The sequence below is a fragment of the Chitinophaga oryziterrae genome (genome assembly GCF_009758125.1).
In the GTDB taxonomy this organism is placed as follows: Bacteria; Bacteroidota; Bacteroidia; order Chitinophagales; family Chitinophagaceae; genus Chitinophaga; species Chitinophaga oryziterrae.
This window is the reverse complement of sequence record NZ_WRXO01000006.1, coordinates 259,162-278,390: the sequence shown is the minus strand read 5'-3', so window position 1 is coordinate 278,390 and position 19,229 is coordinate 259,162. Positions and strand designations below refer to the sequence as shown.

5 protein-coding genes are annotated in these 19,229 nt (G+C 45.4%); all 5 read right to left on the bottom strand.

Annotation, left to right across the window (positions count from 1 at the left end):
- Window position 1: 1 nt before the first annotated feature.
- Genes GO495_RS20885 through GO495_RS20865 form a run of 5 tightly spaced genes read right to left on the bottom strand, consistent with a single transcriptional unit; the run spans window position 2 to window position 19,185 of the window.
- On the bottom strand, window positions 2-5,359 hold the full coding sequence (locus GO495_RS20885) for a T9SS type A sorting domain-containing protein (RefSeq protein ID WP_157301670.1): 5,358 nt from the start codon (window positions 5,357-5,359) through the stop codon (window positions 2-4).
- A gap of 5 nt (window positions 5,360-5,364) precedes the next feature.
- Complete coding sequence (locus tag GO495_RS20880) at window positions 5,365-7,098, bottom strand: hypothetical protein (RefSeq protein WP_157301669.1); 1,734 nt, start codon at window positions 7,096-7,098, stop codon at window positions 5,365-5,367.
- Between the two features lie 9 nt (window positions 7,099-7,107).
- Window positions 7,108-12,711 carry a T9SS type A sorting domain-containing protein gene (locus GO495_RS20875; RefSeq protein ID WP_157301668.1) on the bottom strand — a complete coding sequence of 1,868 codons (5,604 nt, stop codon included), beginning with the start codon at window positions 12,709-12,711 and terminating at the stop codon, window positions 7,108-7,110.
- Window positions 12,712-12,731: 20 nt separating this feature from the next.
- Entirely contained in the window at window positions 12,732-14,798 is a 2,067-nt protein-coding gene (locus GO495_RS20870; RefSeq protein ID WP_157301667.1) for a fibronectin type III domain-containing protein, read from the bottom strand.
- Window positions 14,799-14,802: 4 nt separating this feature from the next.
- Window positions 14,803-19,185: a hypothetical protein gene (locus GO495_RS20865; protein WP_157301666.1), complete on the bottom strand. Its 4,383-nt coding sequence runs from the start codon at window positions 19,183-19,185 to the stop codon at window positions 14,803-14,805.
- Window positions 19,186-19,229 lie beyond the last annotated feature (44 nt).

Sequence of the window (19,229 nt, the reverse complement as noted above, 5' to 3'; positions counted from 1 at the left end):
ATTAACGGCTGATAATAAAACGTACATCCCGGCTCTCACTTTCTGTAATCACTCTGAGTATATAGGTGGTACTGATCTCATTCGCCAGATTGAACTGATCGCTGATTTCCAGCGAAGGGGCGTATTGCCTTTTACCTGCTATCCGGCCACTTACATCATATATCCAAACAATGGCCTCCTGCTTCCTGTTCATCTTTATTTTGAACTGGAAATTACCGTCATTGGGATTGGGAGACAGCATCACCGTATCGATCACATGTACCGGCAACACGTAAGAAGGACCTGCCAGCGGATCATAATCAGCAATCGTCACATCCTTTTCAAGAGAATAGGTACATTGTCCAAAACTGCCGGTCATCTTTATCTTATAAGTACCGGCCTGATTGAATTTAAGAAGCGGCATACCATCATCATATCCCAGGAAGGTGGCACGCGGATCATAGTCCCAGGTCACTTCATCGGGCGCCGGTACACTCACCTCTTTTACGATCAGCGTGTCTAACGCATTTTTCCGCGAAGCCACCAGGAAGTTTACTTCCGGTTTGGTATTGACAGTAGCAATGTTAAGGTCCTGGGTAACCTTGCAGTTATTAGCATCCTGCACGGTGAGTGTATGACTGCCTTTATTAAGGTTGCTAAAGGTATTTCCCGACTGCCATCCGCTGTTATCAGCAGCATAGGTGTAAGGAAGTGTACCACCTGTTGCTGTGGCTGTAATGACGCCTTCTGTTAATCCATCGCAGATAGCAGGTGCGTTATATTGTAATTGTAACTGGTCTGGCTGGCTAACAGTATAGATAAATGAACTGGTACAATTTTTACCGTCTGTTATTTTCAGTGTGTAATCACCGGCAGCAACTTTTAATGGGTCCGGTGTATTCCATTCGTATTGATAATTACCATCACCTCCTGTTACTGTTATACGGATAGCCCCATCAGCCACTCCGTAACAGCTTACCGGCGTTATATCATCCACTACTGTAATAGCAGGATATTGTGTACTCACTGTGGCTGTTGTCTGTACTGCACATCCGTTCACATCTTTTGCCAGCAATGTATAACCACCTGCAGTTAACGCATCAAATACCGGCTGGGATTGCCAGCTATCCCCATCTACGCTGTAAGTATAAGGAAGGGTGCCACCGGCAGCAGATAAGGTAATCTTACCGGTAGGGTTTGCACCACAAGTAAGGTTTTCAATACCCGTAACCGTTAGCGCAAGCAAACCCGGTTGCTGTAAAATGACGCTTTGATTCAGCACACATCCTCTTGCATCCTTTACCTTTACGGAGTAAGTACCTGCCGGGAGATCACTAAAACTATTATTAGTTGTATAGCCTGTATTATTTACATTGTATTGATATCCGCTATAGTTATCCCCGTTACCTCCACTTGTGGAGAAAGAGAAACTACCATCTGTCTGTCCGTAACAGGAAACCTGCAAGCCGTTGTAATCGGATGTTGTAATCACGTTGTTTAATGGAGCTGCAGGGGCCGTAATACTGACAGGATCACTTACTGATGAATAACAGCCTGCATCATCCTTAATGCGTATCCTGTAAACACCTGCACCCAGTTGTGTGGTGCTGTTAAATGCAGTGTAATCCGTACCATTCAGTGAATACTCATCTGATAAGGTCCCGGAGCCTCCATGCGATTGTACCACAAGTGAACCTTTTGCTCCATAACAGATAATATCGTTACGGGTAATGTTGTCCACCAGGATAGGCGGATTAAGAGAGCTTATAGTTACTGCCAATGATTTGTTACAGGCGTTCACATCTTTTACAGATACCGTATAATCACCGGCGGTCAGGTTGTTGAATACAGGGGAAGACTGCCAGTTATTGCCGTCGATGCTGTACAGCAGATTCCCTACGCCCCCATTACCGGCAACAGTCAGCTTTCCATCCGGGTCAACAGCGCAGCGTACATCCTGTTTGCTTACCAGGCTGATATCCAGTACTGCGGAGGACTGGATAAAGGTGTAAGTCCCCTGAACGATACAGCCCCTTGCATCCTGTACCTTCAGTATATGATCGCCTGCATTGATCTGCTGTACCGTTTGTGCATTTGTGAACAGACCGTTATCCAATGCGAACGTGTAACCACTATAAGTACTTCCGTTACCGCCCGCAGGGGTGATCACTGCATAAGCATTATTCCCGCCATAGCAGGATATATTGTACCCGTTGTAATCGGATAATACCGCTGTGAAAGTTACCGGGGCAACAGGAGCTGTTATATGTGTTGTATTGCTATAATCTGCTGTGCATCCATGCCCGTCCGTTACACGAAACTTATAATCACCGGCAACAAGACCGGCACCACTGGTATATGCAGACTGTGTAGCCCAGTTATTATCCGTCATCGAATAAGTATAAATCCCGTCGCCGCCAGTTGCATTCAGTGTAACGCTACCGGTAGTACCATAACACTGAATATCGCTCAGTACAAGACCTGCCGGGTTTAACTGAGGCCTGGTATATACAATACTGATACCCGAATCCTTTGTACAGCCATTCGCATCACTGATATGCAGGATGTAATCTCCCTGTGAAAGTCCGGAGATAAGCTGATTTACCGGAACAGATCTGCCATTTACAGTAAGGCTGTAAGGCGCCGCTCCACCATTGATACTGGTAATAATTGTACCGGTAGAACTACCATAACAATCAATATCAGTTTTTACAGCAGAGATCATGATAGCAGGTTCATGCAGGATAACGGTATGAGATATTTCGCAACCTCTTCCATCTTTTACACTTACGGTATATGTGCCTGCCGAGAGGTGATCGAAAACATTGCCGGTTTGATAAACGCCGTTATTCAATTTGTATTGATACCCGGTATAGGTACCTCCGTTTCCACCTGACGCAGTAATATTGATACGACCATCATTTTGTCCGGAGCAGGAAATATTAAACCCGTTATACCCGGAGAGCTGGGTAGTAAAGTCCAGCGCTACTGCAGGTAATGTAACCTTATATGTCGTGGAGGCAGTAGCTGTACAATTGTTGCCATCGGTCACTTTTAATGTATAATCACCGTTCGTATACAATGCTGTACCCGCAGTAAAACCGGTAAAGTTACTGCCACCATCTGTTGAATATGCATAGGAGAAATTACCATCTCCGCCGGCGGCAGTAATATTGATGGAGGCCCCATCCGCAAGGCAGACAGCATCGTGTACGGTCACACCTGAAATGGTTACAGGCGAAGGGTCCGTGAACGTAGTCTGATCTGAAGTAACGGTACACCCTACCGACTTATTATCACTGATGATCACGCGGTAAGTACCGGGACCAAGTCCTTCAATAGTATTGTCGGTACTGAACCAGAAGCTGTTTCCCACCCAGGCACCTGCCTGATATTGCTGCCAGGTATATTTATAATCTGCAGAGCCACCGGTAACAACTGCTTTTAATATAGCATTATTCGCCCCGTTGCAGGTAATAGCTGTTTTTTGTAATGATACCTGTAATGGTGCTCTCTGAAATACAGTAAATGCCTGCACCACTTCATCATTACAACCTGTTCCCTGGTTTTTAAGTAAAACGGTATAATCACCGGCTGATAATCCGGTAAACTCACCGGTTGTATTGGTTACAGCACCTATCGTGTACTGATAACTACCAGATCCACCATTACCGGAAAACGCTAACCTTCCGTCATTACCACCGTTACAACTTACAGAATCTCTTGCCGTCAGTTGTAAGGAAAGGATGGATGCAGCAGTGAGCGTTGCGGAGGTAGTCCAGCCAGCACAACTTGCATAGTCTGCATTGATGATTTCAACAGTATAATTACCATCTGCCAGGTCATTAAATGAATAGTTATTTGCGGTAGTCCGTCCGGATGTTTTTGCCAACACAGCCCCTTCATATAAGTTGAAAGTGTAGTTTACAGCAGTACCGTTGGCTGTCACTCCTATACTTCCATTACCCGGATTGGCACAGGTGGGATTGACCGTTGTTACAGACCCTGTGATCTGTGCAGGCTGCGTTAATGTAACATTCAATGTTTTAATAACTGAGCAGGTGCCATCTCTTACCTGAACAACATAATCTCCTGCGGGCAGGTTCTGCCATAACATATTTGTGGCAGCAGTATGCTGTTCTGCACTCACTGTTGTTCCTGCCAATGTATTTAAAGTAAAATAATAACCGGTACTGCCACCATCCCCACCGGCGGCTGTTACACCAATGCTTCCATTAGATCCGCCATAACAGGAAACATTTGTAGTTTGCGCAGTATTATTACTGATAGATAATTCCGTTAGTTGAGGTACTGTAACGGTGAAGGCCCTGATACAATTACCAATGGTCCCACCCGGACTTACCAGCCATAAAGAATAGGTACCGGGAGCAATATTCGTTGCATTCACGCCATCTGATACCGGTTTAACACCATCACTCCAGTCCACAATATCACCGCAATTGGAAGACCCGACACTCAGACTGGGATCGCAGGGGCTTGAGGTAGAACCCGGGCGCAGAATCCAGCGCATATTTGCATATCCGGCCCTGATATCACTGCCCTGTATGGTTATTTTCCCGTTTGACTGACCATAACAGGCAGGTGTGACAATAATTTTGCTCTGATCTGTATTCGGTGGCGGAGGGAAGATCGTATAGTAGGCTGTTGGTGTGCTATAGGGTGAGTAATAGGTTGCATCCGCATATACCGCCTTCTGCCTGCACCTGAAACGTATGTTTTGCTGAGTGGATTGTATCTCAGGAATAACATTTTCCGGATAAAATCCGGTATAATATGAATACCCGATAGAATCTATTGATTTCCATGCAGAAGAGCCACTGACATTATATTCTATGACGATATGCTGGGTAACATACAGATCATTCATTATCGGAAAGTTATTATTGCTGTTAAGTATTATCACCTGATTCGAGCAAAACTGACCGGAAGAAGCGGGAGAAGTAACTGTCATTGTATTAGGGGCCGGCATTTCATAGACAAACCTTACATATTTATCATTGCTCCAGCCTTTAATGTCCCCATAAAAAGGTATAGTGGGGCCGGTGAGTCCACTCCCAACAGGATAAATATCTGTACTATTAAACTGATCACTCGCACTTGCATCATTGTTATTAAGTATCAAATAGAACGTCGGGGTAGATGAAATAGTTCCAACATATACAACCCCTGTACCTGTTGATGGCCTGTAACTGGTGCCTCCCATATATTCGCCACTGCTAAGCTTTACAGAGCCAGAAGAACTCCAGCCGTAATCCACACACACATAAAGGTTTGTAGGAGCAGAAAATTGACCATATACTTCAACATTATACAATATTGAGAACATCCCCGTAATGACAATAATAACAACGTTTTTCATAGGCGTCAGAATGAATAAGTATAATTCAGTGTGCTTGTAAGTTCGTTATATCCTCTCTGTGCACCTGTGGCCCCACGTAACAGCCACATTACAGAAGCGCCGATATTATGAGCCTGATGGCTTTGTTCTTTCTTTTTAGGAGAATAGTTGATGTTAAAGGCAGTGTTGAATAACGAGCTGTTCGTTACATTGCTGACACCCTGTACTTCTGCGGTTGCCTTTGTTATGTTGTAGTTGGCAGACAAACCGGTGCGCAGTGTTTTCTCAAAGTATTGTTTCGTCACGTTTACACCTGGCCCCATAAAGGTAGTATTAACAGCCGCGGCATTGCTCTTGTAGTAATTCACAGAACCACTTACCGATATAGAGCGGGGCTGTACATTGTATGAATAACTGACGTTGGTAGTCAGGAATTTGCTGAGGTTAGCTACTGCATCCTGTGCGCTGCTCTTATCACTGGCATACTGGTATGAAGCATTCAGTGTGATGGCATGCTGGATTTCTTTATTACCCATGCGGTACATCAGCATACCGTTGCAGGTGTTGTTAACCTGGTAGAAGTCGAGCGTATCCAGCGGGGCGCTGAAATAAGGATCTACCAGCGGACGAACGCGGGTATAACTGCTGAAGTTCGAATAACCGCCATTGATCACCCAATGTTCATTGGGAATGATCCCCGCATTCACATTGGCCACTATACGTTTGGCGTCACTGGTCTTGCTGTGGTCCAGGTTGTTCTGCTGCACACCAGCATTGGCGGTAAGGTTCACTTTACCTCCGAATAGCTGTACAGTAGGTGAAATGGTGATGTTACGCATATCGTTCACCACATTATATGCCCCTAATGTGACATAATCAGGCGCTACACGCTCATAACGCAACTGAATGGTATAGTTGGTCCCCGTGTACCCTAAACCTGCCTGTACAGCGTCGAAATAGCGGGTAGTATTTGTTGGTTTTAACAAGTGACTTAATAAATTGGATGTTCCCCTGCTGCTGTCAAAGGCATTTTTCTCTGAACGCACATCCCGGTTTAATGCTGAAACGGAATACTCTACATCCACAAATACATGTTGCATGATACTCTGACGCACATTAAAAGCAACGGCCACATTTTGTCTGGGAGTAATAGTTGCATCAGCAGGAATATAAGGAATGGATTTCGGATCATCCTTTGCAGAGAATACTGCCATACTATAAAGATTACCCTGATTCTCGTAACCCACTTTCAAACCATAGCCCTTTCTTTCAAATGCTGCCCGGTTATAACTATCCGGCACCAGTACGTCAAAAGGCACTGCCTTCAGCAATGTTCCGTACATAGCAGAGATGCGCCACTTATCCGGACTTAATTCTACCCCTACCCCGTTGAACTGATGACCGGCCAGTGTGTAGTTGCTAAAATTCATACTGGTAGTTCCAATATAAGCCCTGGCCCATTTATAGGAAGGTGCAAAACGGAATTGATTAAAGGGCTGGGAATAGTGTTTTCCCTGATTACTATAGCTGAAAGAAAAAGGCATCGCATACCCGAACAGGTTGATGTTGATATTCCCATTCAGGTACCAGGCCAGCGGATCGCGCCTGCTATCTATACCACTGGCTTTATAAGCAGTAGTGCTGGAGCTGATGGAACCACTCATAGTGACGCCTTTTTTCACACCCAGCTGATCCAGCGCCTGTGCATTTAATGCTACAGGCGCTGTTATCAGCAAAGAAAATATAATGATCCTCTTCATAGTTATAGGTTAATGGCTGATGATAAAACGTACATCCCTGCTTTCACTTTCCGTGATCACTCTCAGTATATAAGTACTGCTGATCTCATTAGGCAGATTAAACTGATCGCTGATCTGTAAGGAAGGCGGATATTGTCGTTTGTCTACTATCCTGCCATTGACATCGTACACCCATACAATGGCCTGTTGTTTCCTGTTCATTTTTACCTTGAACTGGAAGTTACCGTCGTTAGGATTTGGCGAAAGCATCACCGTATCAATTACATGCACCGGCGTAACGTATGAAGGTCCGGCCAGCGGATCGTAATCTGCAATAGTGATATCCTTTTCCAGGGAATACGTGCATTGTCCGAAGCGGGCAGTCATGGTGACCGGGTAAATACCGGCCTTACTGAATTTAATCAGCGGCATGCCATTGTCATATCCCAGGAAGGTAGCACTGGCATCATAGTTCCAGCTTACTTCATCCGGTGCAGGTACACTGATTTCTTTTACGATCAGCGTATCCAGTGCATTCTTACGGGAAGCCACCAGGAAGTTCACTTCAGGTTTGATATTGACCGTAGCTATGTTCAGATCGTGTGCAACGATACAGCCATTGTCATCTTTCACCGTAATAGTATGACTGCCTTTATTAAGACCGGTAAAGCTATTTTCAGATTGCCAGCCACTGTTATCAGAAGCATAACTGTAAGGGACCGTGCCACCGGTAGCAGTGCCTGTAATAACCCCTTCTGCTAATCCGTCGCAGATGGCAGGCGCACTGTATTCCAGTTGTAACGCATCTGGTTGTGTAACGGTGTAATTGAATGCACGTGTACAGTTCTTACCGTCTGTTACGGTAAGCGTGTAATTACCGGCTGGTACTTTTAACGGATCAGGGGTCGTCCACTGGTATTGATAAGCACCGTCGCCACCGCTCACTGTTACACGGATGGCCCCATTCGATTCACCGAAGCAGCGTACTGCCGTGATATCCTCTACAGCGCTGATAGCAGGATATAGTGTATTAACGGTCGCACTCACCTGAGCAGCACATCCGTTCACATCTTTTGCCATCAGGGTATAACCACCGGACGTTAACACAGTGAATACAGGTTGTGCCTGCCAGTTGTCGGCATCCAGGCTGTACGTATATGGATTGGTACCACCGGTAGCTGATACAGTGATCTTACCGGTAGGATCAGCGCCACATACCAGGTGCTGTATGCCGGTTACTTTGATAGCAAGCGGATCCGGTTGTTGTAAAGTGACACTTTCATTGATGATACAACCTCTTGCATCTTTGATCTTCACAGCATATGTACCTGCGGCTAAGTCTGAAAAACTGCTATTAGCTGTATAAGCTGCATTGTTCACGCTATAGGTGTACCCCGTGTAGCTGCTTCCGTTACCACCTGTTGTAGCCAGAGAGAAACTACCATCTGTTAATCCGTAACAGGATACCTGTACACCGTTATAAGCAGATGGCGTAATCACCGTACTTAATGGAGCAGCAGGAGCCGTAATACTTACCGGGTTGCTTACTGCGGAGTTACAGCCAGCCCCGTCTTTAATGCGTATGGTATACACTCCTGCATCCAGCGCAGTGCTATTATTGAAAGTAATATAATCGCCACCGTTCAGTGAATACTGACTGAGTAAGGTTCCTGTACCACCATGCGACTGTATCGTGAATGAACCTTTCGTACCATAACAGATAATATCATTTAGGGTGATATTGTCTATCAGTATAGCCGGGTTCAGCGAATTGATCTCTACGGCTAATGTTTTACTACACGCATTGGCATCTTTTACGATGATGTTGTAAGTACCTGCCGTCAGGTTTTCAAAGAGAGGAGAAGCCTGCCATTTCTTACCGTCAATACTGTATTGCAGACTACCTACTCCACCGCTACCCGCTACAGTCAGTTTACCATTTGGATCAATGGCACACTGTACATCCTGTTTGCTCACCAGGCTGATGCCCAGGTCTACAGGAGATTGTGTAAAGGTGTACGTATTCTCTGCGATACATCCTCTTGCGTCCTGTACTTTAAGAACATGATCACCGGCATTGATCAGCTGTACGGTGGCGTTATCTGTAAAGGCGCCATTATCAAATGTAAAGGTGTAACCAGTATAGGTACTGCCATTACCACCGACTGGAGTAATGATCGCATAACCATTATTACCACCCACACAGGAAACATTGTACCCGTTGTAATCAGATAGAACAGCAGTGAAAGTAACAGGTGCGGACGGCGCTGTAATATGCGCAGTGTTTGTAAAGTCTGCAGAACAGCCATGACCATCCGTAACCCGGAAGCGGTAGTCTCCGGCATTCAATGCACCCCCACTTGTATAAGACGATCCATTGCTGATAATAGTATAAGCATAAGTACCATCGCCACCAGCCGTATTCAATTCAACATTACCGGTAGTACCGTAACAACGGATATCATTCACGATAATATCTGCAGGTTGTAACTGCGGATAGGTGTATACAATACTGATAGCTGAATCTTTTGAACAACCATTTGCATCGCTGATATGCAGGGTATAATCACCCTGAGCCAGATTGGAGATAAGCTGGTCCACCGCAACAGATCGGCCATTGATGGTCAGGCTGTAAGGGGCGGCTCCCCCGCTGATGCGGGTAATGATCGTACCGGTCGCACTGCCATAACAATCAATATCCGTTTTCACGGCCGCAATCATGATAGCAGGCTGACGCAGCACAACTGTATGTGCGACTACACATCCCCTGCCGTCTTTTACACTTACGGTATACGTTCCGGCAACGAGATGATCGAAAACACCGGAAGATTGATATGTACCATCGTCCAGTTTATACTGGTAACCTGTGTAAGCGCCACCATTACCGCCGGTTGGCGTAACGGTGATACTGCCATCTCCGGCGCCAAGACAGGAAATATTAAATCCGTTATAAGCGGATAACTGCGTGGTAAAGTCCAGCGCTGCGGGAGGCAGAATCACTGAATATGTATGGTCAGCATCTGCCCGGCAACCATTACCGTCCGTTACTTTTAATGTATAATCAGCAGTTGTATATAGTGGGGTGGTAGCTGTGAAATCAGTATAAGTAACACCACCATCTGTAGAGTAAGCGTAAGTAAGATTACCATCGCCACCGGCAGCAGTGATGCTGATAGATGCACCTGCATCCAGGCATACCGCATCGTGTACGGTGACGTCTGATATTACCACCAGCTCAGGATCTGTGAGTGTAACTTCAGCAGAAGTTATACTACAACCTGTTGCTTTATTATCATCAATGATGACACGGTAAGTACCTGGCTCCAATCCTTCTATCAGTTTATCTGTGCTAAACCAGAATGGACTGCCTTCCCAGGTCCCATTCTTTAATTGCTGCCAGGTATACTTCCAGGAACCGGAACCACCTGTTACATTTGCCTGTAGTTTTCCATTCACAGCTCCCCGGCAGGAAATCTCCGTTGGTGCAATCACTACCTGTAAGGCTGCACGCTGGAATACAGTGAAGGTCGCATCCTCACTATCATTACAGGTGAGTGCTTTATTCTGCACCGTGATACTGTAAGTACCTGCTGACAGCGACTTGAATTCACCGGTAGTATTATCAATGTCATTACCCGTAAAGCCGAAACGATAATTGCCGGTACCACCTGTGGCTGTCAGCAACAGGCGTCCGTCGTTACCACCGTTACAGCTTACGGAATCCCGCCCAGCAAGCTGCAAAGCCAAAGGCGTTACAGCATTCAATGTCTGAAGACCGCTCCAGCCAACACAGGCAGGATAATCCGGATTGATGATTTCCGCTTTATAGTCTCCCCCATCCAGTCCGCTGAATGTATAACTGCGATCAGTAACCACAGCCGAATATTGTACTTTAATATTGTTCTTATAAAGATTGTAGAGGAAAGTAGTGCCTCCGCCGGTAGCCGTCACTGTTATACTTCCATTTGCAGGTCCCATACAATCAGGCTGTACGGGCGTTGTACTACCAGCGATTTCCGGTGGTTGTTTCACTTCAATATCAGCTACTTTAATATCGGAACAGGTACCATCATGCATCAGTGCTTTATAGAAACCTGCCGGCAGATTCTCCCATAACATCGCATTGGACGAAGCACGTTGTTCTGCACGGATCACCTGGTCTGCACTGTTTGTAAGCGTAAAATAATAACCGGTATTCGTACCGTTACCACCACTGGCTGATACATTTATTTTACCATCTCCCATACCAAAGCAACTCACGTCCGTCTTCTGGCCGGGTGTTATCTGCAGTTCCTGTAGTTCATCGATGTGTACGCTGACAGGAGTGTAACAGTTACCGGCATCAGTACCGGGATTCAATATCCATAAAGAGTAATCGCCCGGGGCAAGTCCTGTTATATTGATAGCATTTCCTTTCGGCACAGAGCCATCACTCCAGTCCACATCTCCACAGGTGGAAGACCCGGTAGATAAACCAGGATCACAAGGGCCGGTATTGTTAGCACCTTTTCTCAGTATCCAGCGGATGTCACTAAAACTGCTGGTAACAGCTCCTGCTGCCAGGTTTATAACACCGTTATTCTGATGATAACAGGAAGGCGTGGTTGTTTTCAGAGAGGCATTTACAGTTGGTGGAGCAGGCTGGAATGTATATCCCGTTTCAGGCGAGAACCCACTTTCCAGGCCATCCGTACTGGAGGCCTTTACCCTGAAATAAGCATTTGTAGTAGCCGTAATAGGTGTGGAGAATATAGCATTTTGCGGTATAAAATTCCCAAAAGGATCTGTATTCGCATTCGTAATTGTCAGGTTATGCCAGGTATGTGTATACACCTCATCCGGATAATCACAGTCATACCCGGGTACCCACTCTGTATATGTATATGGAATACCATCCTGTCCTTCTGTAGTAGTAGTTACATACTGACCGCAACCATTATAAGGATCTATATAATTACAGAAGCATTTATCAGGATTAGGTATTAAATAATCTTCATTCTGTACGGCATACTGCCATGCATAACGCAGTCCGCTGGCATTCGGCGATACATTTGTGGCGAGTTTTACATTCGAACTGGAGCAAAAGGTATTGCTGCTGGCAGAGGTACCTTCTGTCATTACCGGTGATGAAGGAGTTGGAACCGGTACTCTAACGCTTAACTCTGCATATGCCCATGTGCTGCCATCCCAGGTAGTCATACGCCCCATAGGAACGAATACACCAGGAGCAAGATCAGCGGGATTAATGGTTATTTCCGCGCTTGCCTGGTGTGTATCCGGCCGTTTGGTAGTGATGGTTGAAACACCTTGTGCCGTACAGTCATCGCTTCCGGATTTCCTTTCATCATGGGTAACCAGGATGAGTTTAAATGACTGATAAGAAGTCGTGTATGTAGAAAATAAGATATTCTCATTCGATTCGAATCGTTCGTCTCTCTTAATACATTGCTGCCCCTGGATGTACAAAGGGTAATTATCCCAGACATTCCTGTAGAAACGGAATCTTGAGCCATAGGAATTCCCATCAGTATAGTTTGTACCAAGGCGGGTCACCTTCACTTCCACGGTCATATATTGGGCATTAACAGCAAAATGGAGGCAGATAAAAAACAGTATGGATAAAAATCTCTTCATAGGTTAAGGGTTTTATGAGATCAAAACCTCAATTCTACTACCTTACTCATTTCTGATTTCACATCACCTTTCAGCACGGCAGTTATTTTATATTTATAGATGTTTCCAAGGATGACTTCTTCGTCTTCCCATTTGCTGATACTACCATTGAGAGTAGTATACAACAGGAAAGGTGAGTCGTTCTTTGCGCGATAAATGCGGTATTGTTTTATACCGGGCTGCTTATATTCCCATTGAAGACGGATGGCTTTCTTCTCTTTGTCCAGCTCTCCTTTCCAGTCGTCAATAGAAGGACGTATCCCTGTTTCGAACCAGATATCTCCGCTGAGTTCTTTTGCACTGTTACCAGCGTCGTCGGCCACTATCAATTCATAGTAGTAGGTATTCCCGGGTTCTACTTTTGTATCCATGTAGCGCTGGCGGTGATCAGTTGTATCCCATTCGGCGATATCTGATTTCAGACTATCTTTTACATTAATCCTTCTCAGTTTATATTTCACTACATCTTCACTGCTGCTGTTACGCCATTCCAGTATGATAGCCTTTAAACTATCAGAGCGGAATGCCTGTGCAATAACCGGTGCAGAAGGAGCGATCGTATCAGGTCTTTTCAGCATGATAAATGCCGTATAGTCTGAGGTGTTATAGTTCTTATCTACGGCGATGATTTTGTAAAATATTCTGGAAGAAAGCGTATGCAGGGTGATCGTATCCTGAAATGCATTCTTGGACAGGATCTCTTTCGTTACTTCCATGAATTCTTCCCTTGCACTGTTGCCACGGAATACACGGTACCCTCTGAGGTCCTGTTCCGTGTTATTAGCCCACTGCAAACGTACAATACCTGTCGAATCTACTTTTCCCGCCAGTCCTGTTGGCATAGCAGGCGGAATAGTATCTATGATCTGTGCAAAGTATGGGAAGGAATAAACCGCTTTCCCGCTCTTCGTAATTCCTTTGATACGATAGTAATTTGTACCCAGTGGTTTTTCATCTACATAATCATATACGGGCTTTTTAAACTCTGCTACCGGTAAGAAAGGACCTTTGCCATTACTGCCGCGGGTGATAATAATTTTTGTTAACTGCTGTGATAATTTACCAGGCAGCATCCAGCGTAAAGCGATCTTTTTATTATCTATTACGATGATGGTATCCATTACAGGCCGGTCAGATACCGACACCACACCTATGCCTTCTACTGTTTGTGAATAAGGGCCATATTCCCCGAATGGGGTGATACCACGTACACGATAATAATACCTGTTTTCATTATCGGGCAGGGAATCCTGGTAATAGGAGAACCCGCCTTTATCCGGAGCGGTAGGAATGACCGGCAGATCGGTAACCGGTTTGAATGATTTACCATCGGTAGAACGTTCTATCATGTAAGTGCTGTACATGCTGCGACTGAAGTTAGTGAGCCATCCTAATGTAGCAGTACTATCTGCACAAACGATGGCCAGTTCCTGCGGGCGGGCCAGCAATGCCGGTTCATCAACAGAAGCCACTACGATAGCCGTATCAATGACCAGGTTTTTGGGTTGTTGTGCAGGAGCGATCCGGTATACGTAACGTTCTCCTTTTTTCACATTATTATCCTGCAGGAATAAGCCCGCGCATTTTGCCACATCTACGGAGAGATCGCAGGAAAGCAGGGCCATGCCCATACGCCATTCCAGTTTGTTTTGTCCTTCGAAGTAGACGCCGATCCCGTTTTCAGGTTTCACTTTTTCGGGGGCCTCACCGTAAATGAGTTCTGCGATCACGGCGATTTGCTCATTCTTCTCCGCGGCCGTTTCCATTTGCTGCAGGGTGTATGGTTTTAAAGGCTGAGGTGTCAGTAATAATGGCTGGGGATGAGCCACCAGTTCTCCATTGATGGCAATGGTAAACCGTTCTACATTGTAGCCGTATTTATTCCCCATTTCCCATACGATAGTACTGGCAGGTGACCAGCGCAGACGGATCTTATCCGGATGAGCGTCTGCCAGTCCAACAATGCGGTGTTCATTCTGCCCCTGTGCAAACTGGCAGAATAAGAGTAATAGTCCAGATAACAAACAGGCACTTAATATGCGATGCATACACTTACAGTTTATAATAGATGCTACGGGTAATTGACGATGTGATATTATTGCTGCCAGGCAGGCGGTAACTCATTTCTACCGGATAATACTGGTTCCCGTCGAGATCAGGATAGGTAGAAGTAAGTAAGCGGGCAATACCTGGTGAAGCGGCTCCCCCATTGAGATACACACGGTTCGCTTTATTCAGCAACTCGTGGTAATCATCATTGGCCACAAATGATACATAATACATAAAGCGGCAGCGGCCGGATTTACTTAGTGCAATGCCATCACTCACTGCGGCGTCTTCCAGCTGGTACAGGGTGTAATCATTATTATACAGGCGGATGGCATCCAAAGGCGGGATACCGCCAGTTACGGTCAAATCGCGGGTGATAGTCACAGCAAGATTAAAAGGATAACCATTGTACAGTAAAGGCATCAGTTTATTCTGCAGCCAGCCGTTATTGGTACCCGCTTTCAGGGCGATCAACGGTTTTACGCTAAAGGAAGCGTCTCCTTCTATTTCAAACTTATCGAAGGTCTCCTCTGCATCAAAACGCTGACCGATAACGCTGATATAATTGGTAGCCACATCAAACAGATCGCGGGGATCAGACATGGCACTCATTTTTTCTACGAAGGTGTTATACTTGCTGGTACGGAAGCTATATCCCATTACTTCTTTGCTTACGCCGGATGTGGCTGTACCTTTTAAAGATGTATTACCGATGCTGGTCGTATCTCCATCTGCTGTCACAGTTTCATTTCTCTTTACTGTTACGTTATTACTGGCTAATTCCCCATCTCCGGAAGTTCGCATGATACTGAAAGTATAGACCGCTTCTTTGGTCATATTGGCAGGGATATCAAAATTCACCTGTGCCATATTCTCATCATACTGAACAGGAGTAGCCCCATTATTGAGTGTTGCCGTTACTTTCCATTTCTTGCCACTATTGTCTACAGCAGCGAACAGGTATGGTTGTCCACGCTTGAGTTTAATATACCCTTTACCATATTCTTTAGGATAGAAGTTATACTGTCTCTTCAGTGGATAAGCATAGGCTACGTTCTCCCACGGAATATTATCAGGCGCATCACCGGTGCTGAATGCAGCAGATTTCGTTTCATAATCGATCGCATTGGAAGCGTTCTTCAGCGCATCCCAGTTACCGCCATTCTGTTTTTCGATATGTACTTTAGCAGAAGCTGTCAGGTTGCTCTGTGGTGGCAATATATCACGCAGGTTAAGAGAAGCGGATAAACCATCATCACTTATTGCAGTTGTGCCATTTATTGCCGCATTGTTATTCAGCAGTTTCACTTCATCCAGTTGTATACGGTAGGTAGCCACTTCATCATACTCATTTAACATAGAGAAGGCTTTTGCTACCGGCATATTAAAGGCTACCTGCGGCGTAGCAAATACACTTACATCACTGGATTTATCATCCGGTTTAATATCACTGATCACCTGTATATCGAGTTCTTTTGCACCCATGATCTCGCACTGGGAGCCCAGCTCTACCTTAATGTTTGCCTTTCCTTTCACCATTCCGCCCAGTACGGAATATTTCACACCCACCATACCACGGAACCAGGCAGGATTAGGCAGTTTTGCCTGTACGAGTACTGCCGCAGATAATTTGGCGATAGAGAACCCTCTTTTCTTTCCGAATACTTTTACGCGGATACCTACATCTCCTTTCAGATATGCGTAAGCCTGACCGGAAGCATACCATCCATTAAAACCAATGACACTGTTACTACCTTTACACTTTGCTTCGCCATAATTGCGTAAGAGGATATCAGCCCCTGCTCCTATCGCGAAATCTCCGTACACGCCATAATCGAAGGAGAAACTGGTTTTAAAGTGTGCGCCGAACCCAAACCCTCTACCTGTACTCATGGTGTTTTCCATGGCCATGAAGTCGGTATTGACATCATCAAACACTTCACTTACTTCAACAGGCAATGGCGGCATATCCTCCACATGCGTCCCCATCATGAAATAGGATTTGATCTCCGCCAGGCCAAACACCGATAGACCGAACATCTCCGAAGGACGGCCAATGTAGAACCACCAGTCGTCCGGTGCAATATGCAATGCGGATTCACCAACCAGGCCGCGTTCATGAATACCCGTTACCACACCGGCTATATTCACATATGTTTTAGCGCTGGCATCGAACGTATTATTGACGTTATCAAATCTCATTTTAAACTGCACCCATAATGGCGCCCCATCATCCCCTTTCGTCTCTTCCTTTTTCACGGCCTTTATAGGCAGATGCATCACATAACCCGCACCATCGAACTGCGCGTAACGGAAGCCGCCGTCTATACCGAACTGTATTTCCAGTCCCACGTTCACATTGACGACCATCTGCTGTACCAGCGCCAGCGATACCCCACCCATGAACCCAAGTCCGGCATCTTTGGAAGGAATGTACTGGAACACTTCACTCAGTTCCTTCATCCCTCCTTTCTGATCAATAGCGTTTCTGGACTCATACGGGTCGAATTGCGCCGGTCTTTCCATATGGTAAGACATTCCTCCCATCAGACCCGTAATCTGCAACATAGGGGGTATAGGAATGGTAACGCCGATATAGGCGTCCACATGCCAATAGCGGTAATCGTCTTTTGAACCAAAATAAGCGGTGGCCTTTGCTTTGGGGATAGGACCAGGAATCGTGAATTCCAGGAAGCCTCGGAAGCCATTACCATATACGGGATGGTTATCGAAAATGGTGAGCTGTCCGTTCATCTGGAAAGCCATCACTTTCACCATCAGCGAAATATCATTGATCGTTACTTTATCCAGTTTCCAGTGCGTGGTCGTTTTCTCTATCTGGTGACCGCTAACAGTCACTGTTTCTCTGCTTTCTTCCTGTGCAGCGGTCACTACAAAAGAAGTACTGCCACCGAAACCTTTATCACTGGAGTTCATGAAGTTGAGCCTCACAGTAGCGCCTATGGCAACTTTCCCTTCAGAGATACCAATCTGTAAGCTATCGAAGCCTATGGGGAAACCGCCCATTTTTTTGCTGCCGGTGGTTTCAAAACTGAATACGCCACTATGTACGTAAGGTTTCTTTGTAGAAAGCACCAGGTTCTGAAACGATACTCCCTCTATATTCAACAGACTTTTCTTCAGGTCTACTTTCCCGTTGAGAGTAGCCATAGGAATAAAGTCCGTTTCTGTTTTAGAGATCTGGATACGGGAATCTTTATTGAGGGTGATCTCCCCTGCGAAGAAGGAATATTTCTTCTCGGCAGTGAGCTGTAATCCGAAGGTATAATAGGTATCATCGCCCCGCATATTGATGGTAGCATCATAGGCTAAAGGATCATCACCTAAGAAGCCTATCTGCATCTTACCACCCAGGGTACCGCCATTGAGTTTATTCTTACTGAAACTAAGTCCGACTTTATCGATTGATAAAGGCCAGCCTCCGGCGCTGGCATCTCCCAGTTTTACGATATTCTCAGCAGTTAAAGCCCCGCTGATGCCCTGGTCATCTATGATAAAATTGCGTACCGTTACTTTCGGACGACCGTCTTTAGAAGCCAGTTGCTGCGGTAACCCTACTTCCAGTTCCTGTAAGTAAAATCCTCTCCAGAACAGCGGACTACCAGGATCTGCGAGCATATCAGAAGTGATGATCAATCCACCCGGATTTTCAATATCACTCATGTCTACTACGGCATTCTTTACTTTGAAACTGAAATCGTTCAGACCGTGGATATGAAAAGCAGGAATATCAACGGTGGTCATGATGTTGTTAAGATCATGTACGTTCACATTCAGTTGCGCTTTTAACTTCGGTATTTTAGGATCTTCGGGTTGTAACCAGGAGCTGTCGAATTCAAAGTTCCCATGCAGATTCGCATCTTTAAAACCGTTACAGTCCCATTCAACAAAGTTGCTGCCATCGCCGGGGAATATAAGGTCCAGGTGTTCGTTCAGCGTAATGTCTTTATCTTTTAGCAGGACTAACTTCGTAGAGGAAGAAGCGGCGATACCACCGGGGGTGAATGCGATATTCTTTCCGCCGAAAATAAGGTCGCTTTGCGTACCGGGAAAAGTAAAGCGGAAATAAGCGCTGAAGTAGGCCCCCGTAGTAGTGACACGGGCGCTGTCTATCGCTATTACATATACTTTCCCATTGATTTCCCGTACGAGTCCAACCGGCAGAGAGCCCAGGTTTTCATTACTCAGAAAATTAACGAAACTTCCTTTTTCTTTGATTTTATTGAATACTCCTTCGACATAACTTTCTATGCCGGCACTTTTGGAAGTATCTGTATCTGAAGCAGCATAACAAAACTGGCTGACAGATAAAAAAAGGATTATTAAAACTTGTCTCCAAACAATTTTCGGGCAGCGGTTAAACATTCTTTAGGTTATAGGTATACAATAATTTACAGGGGACACATACA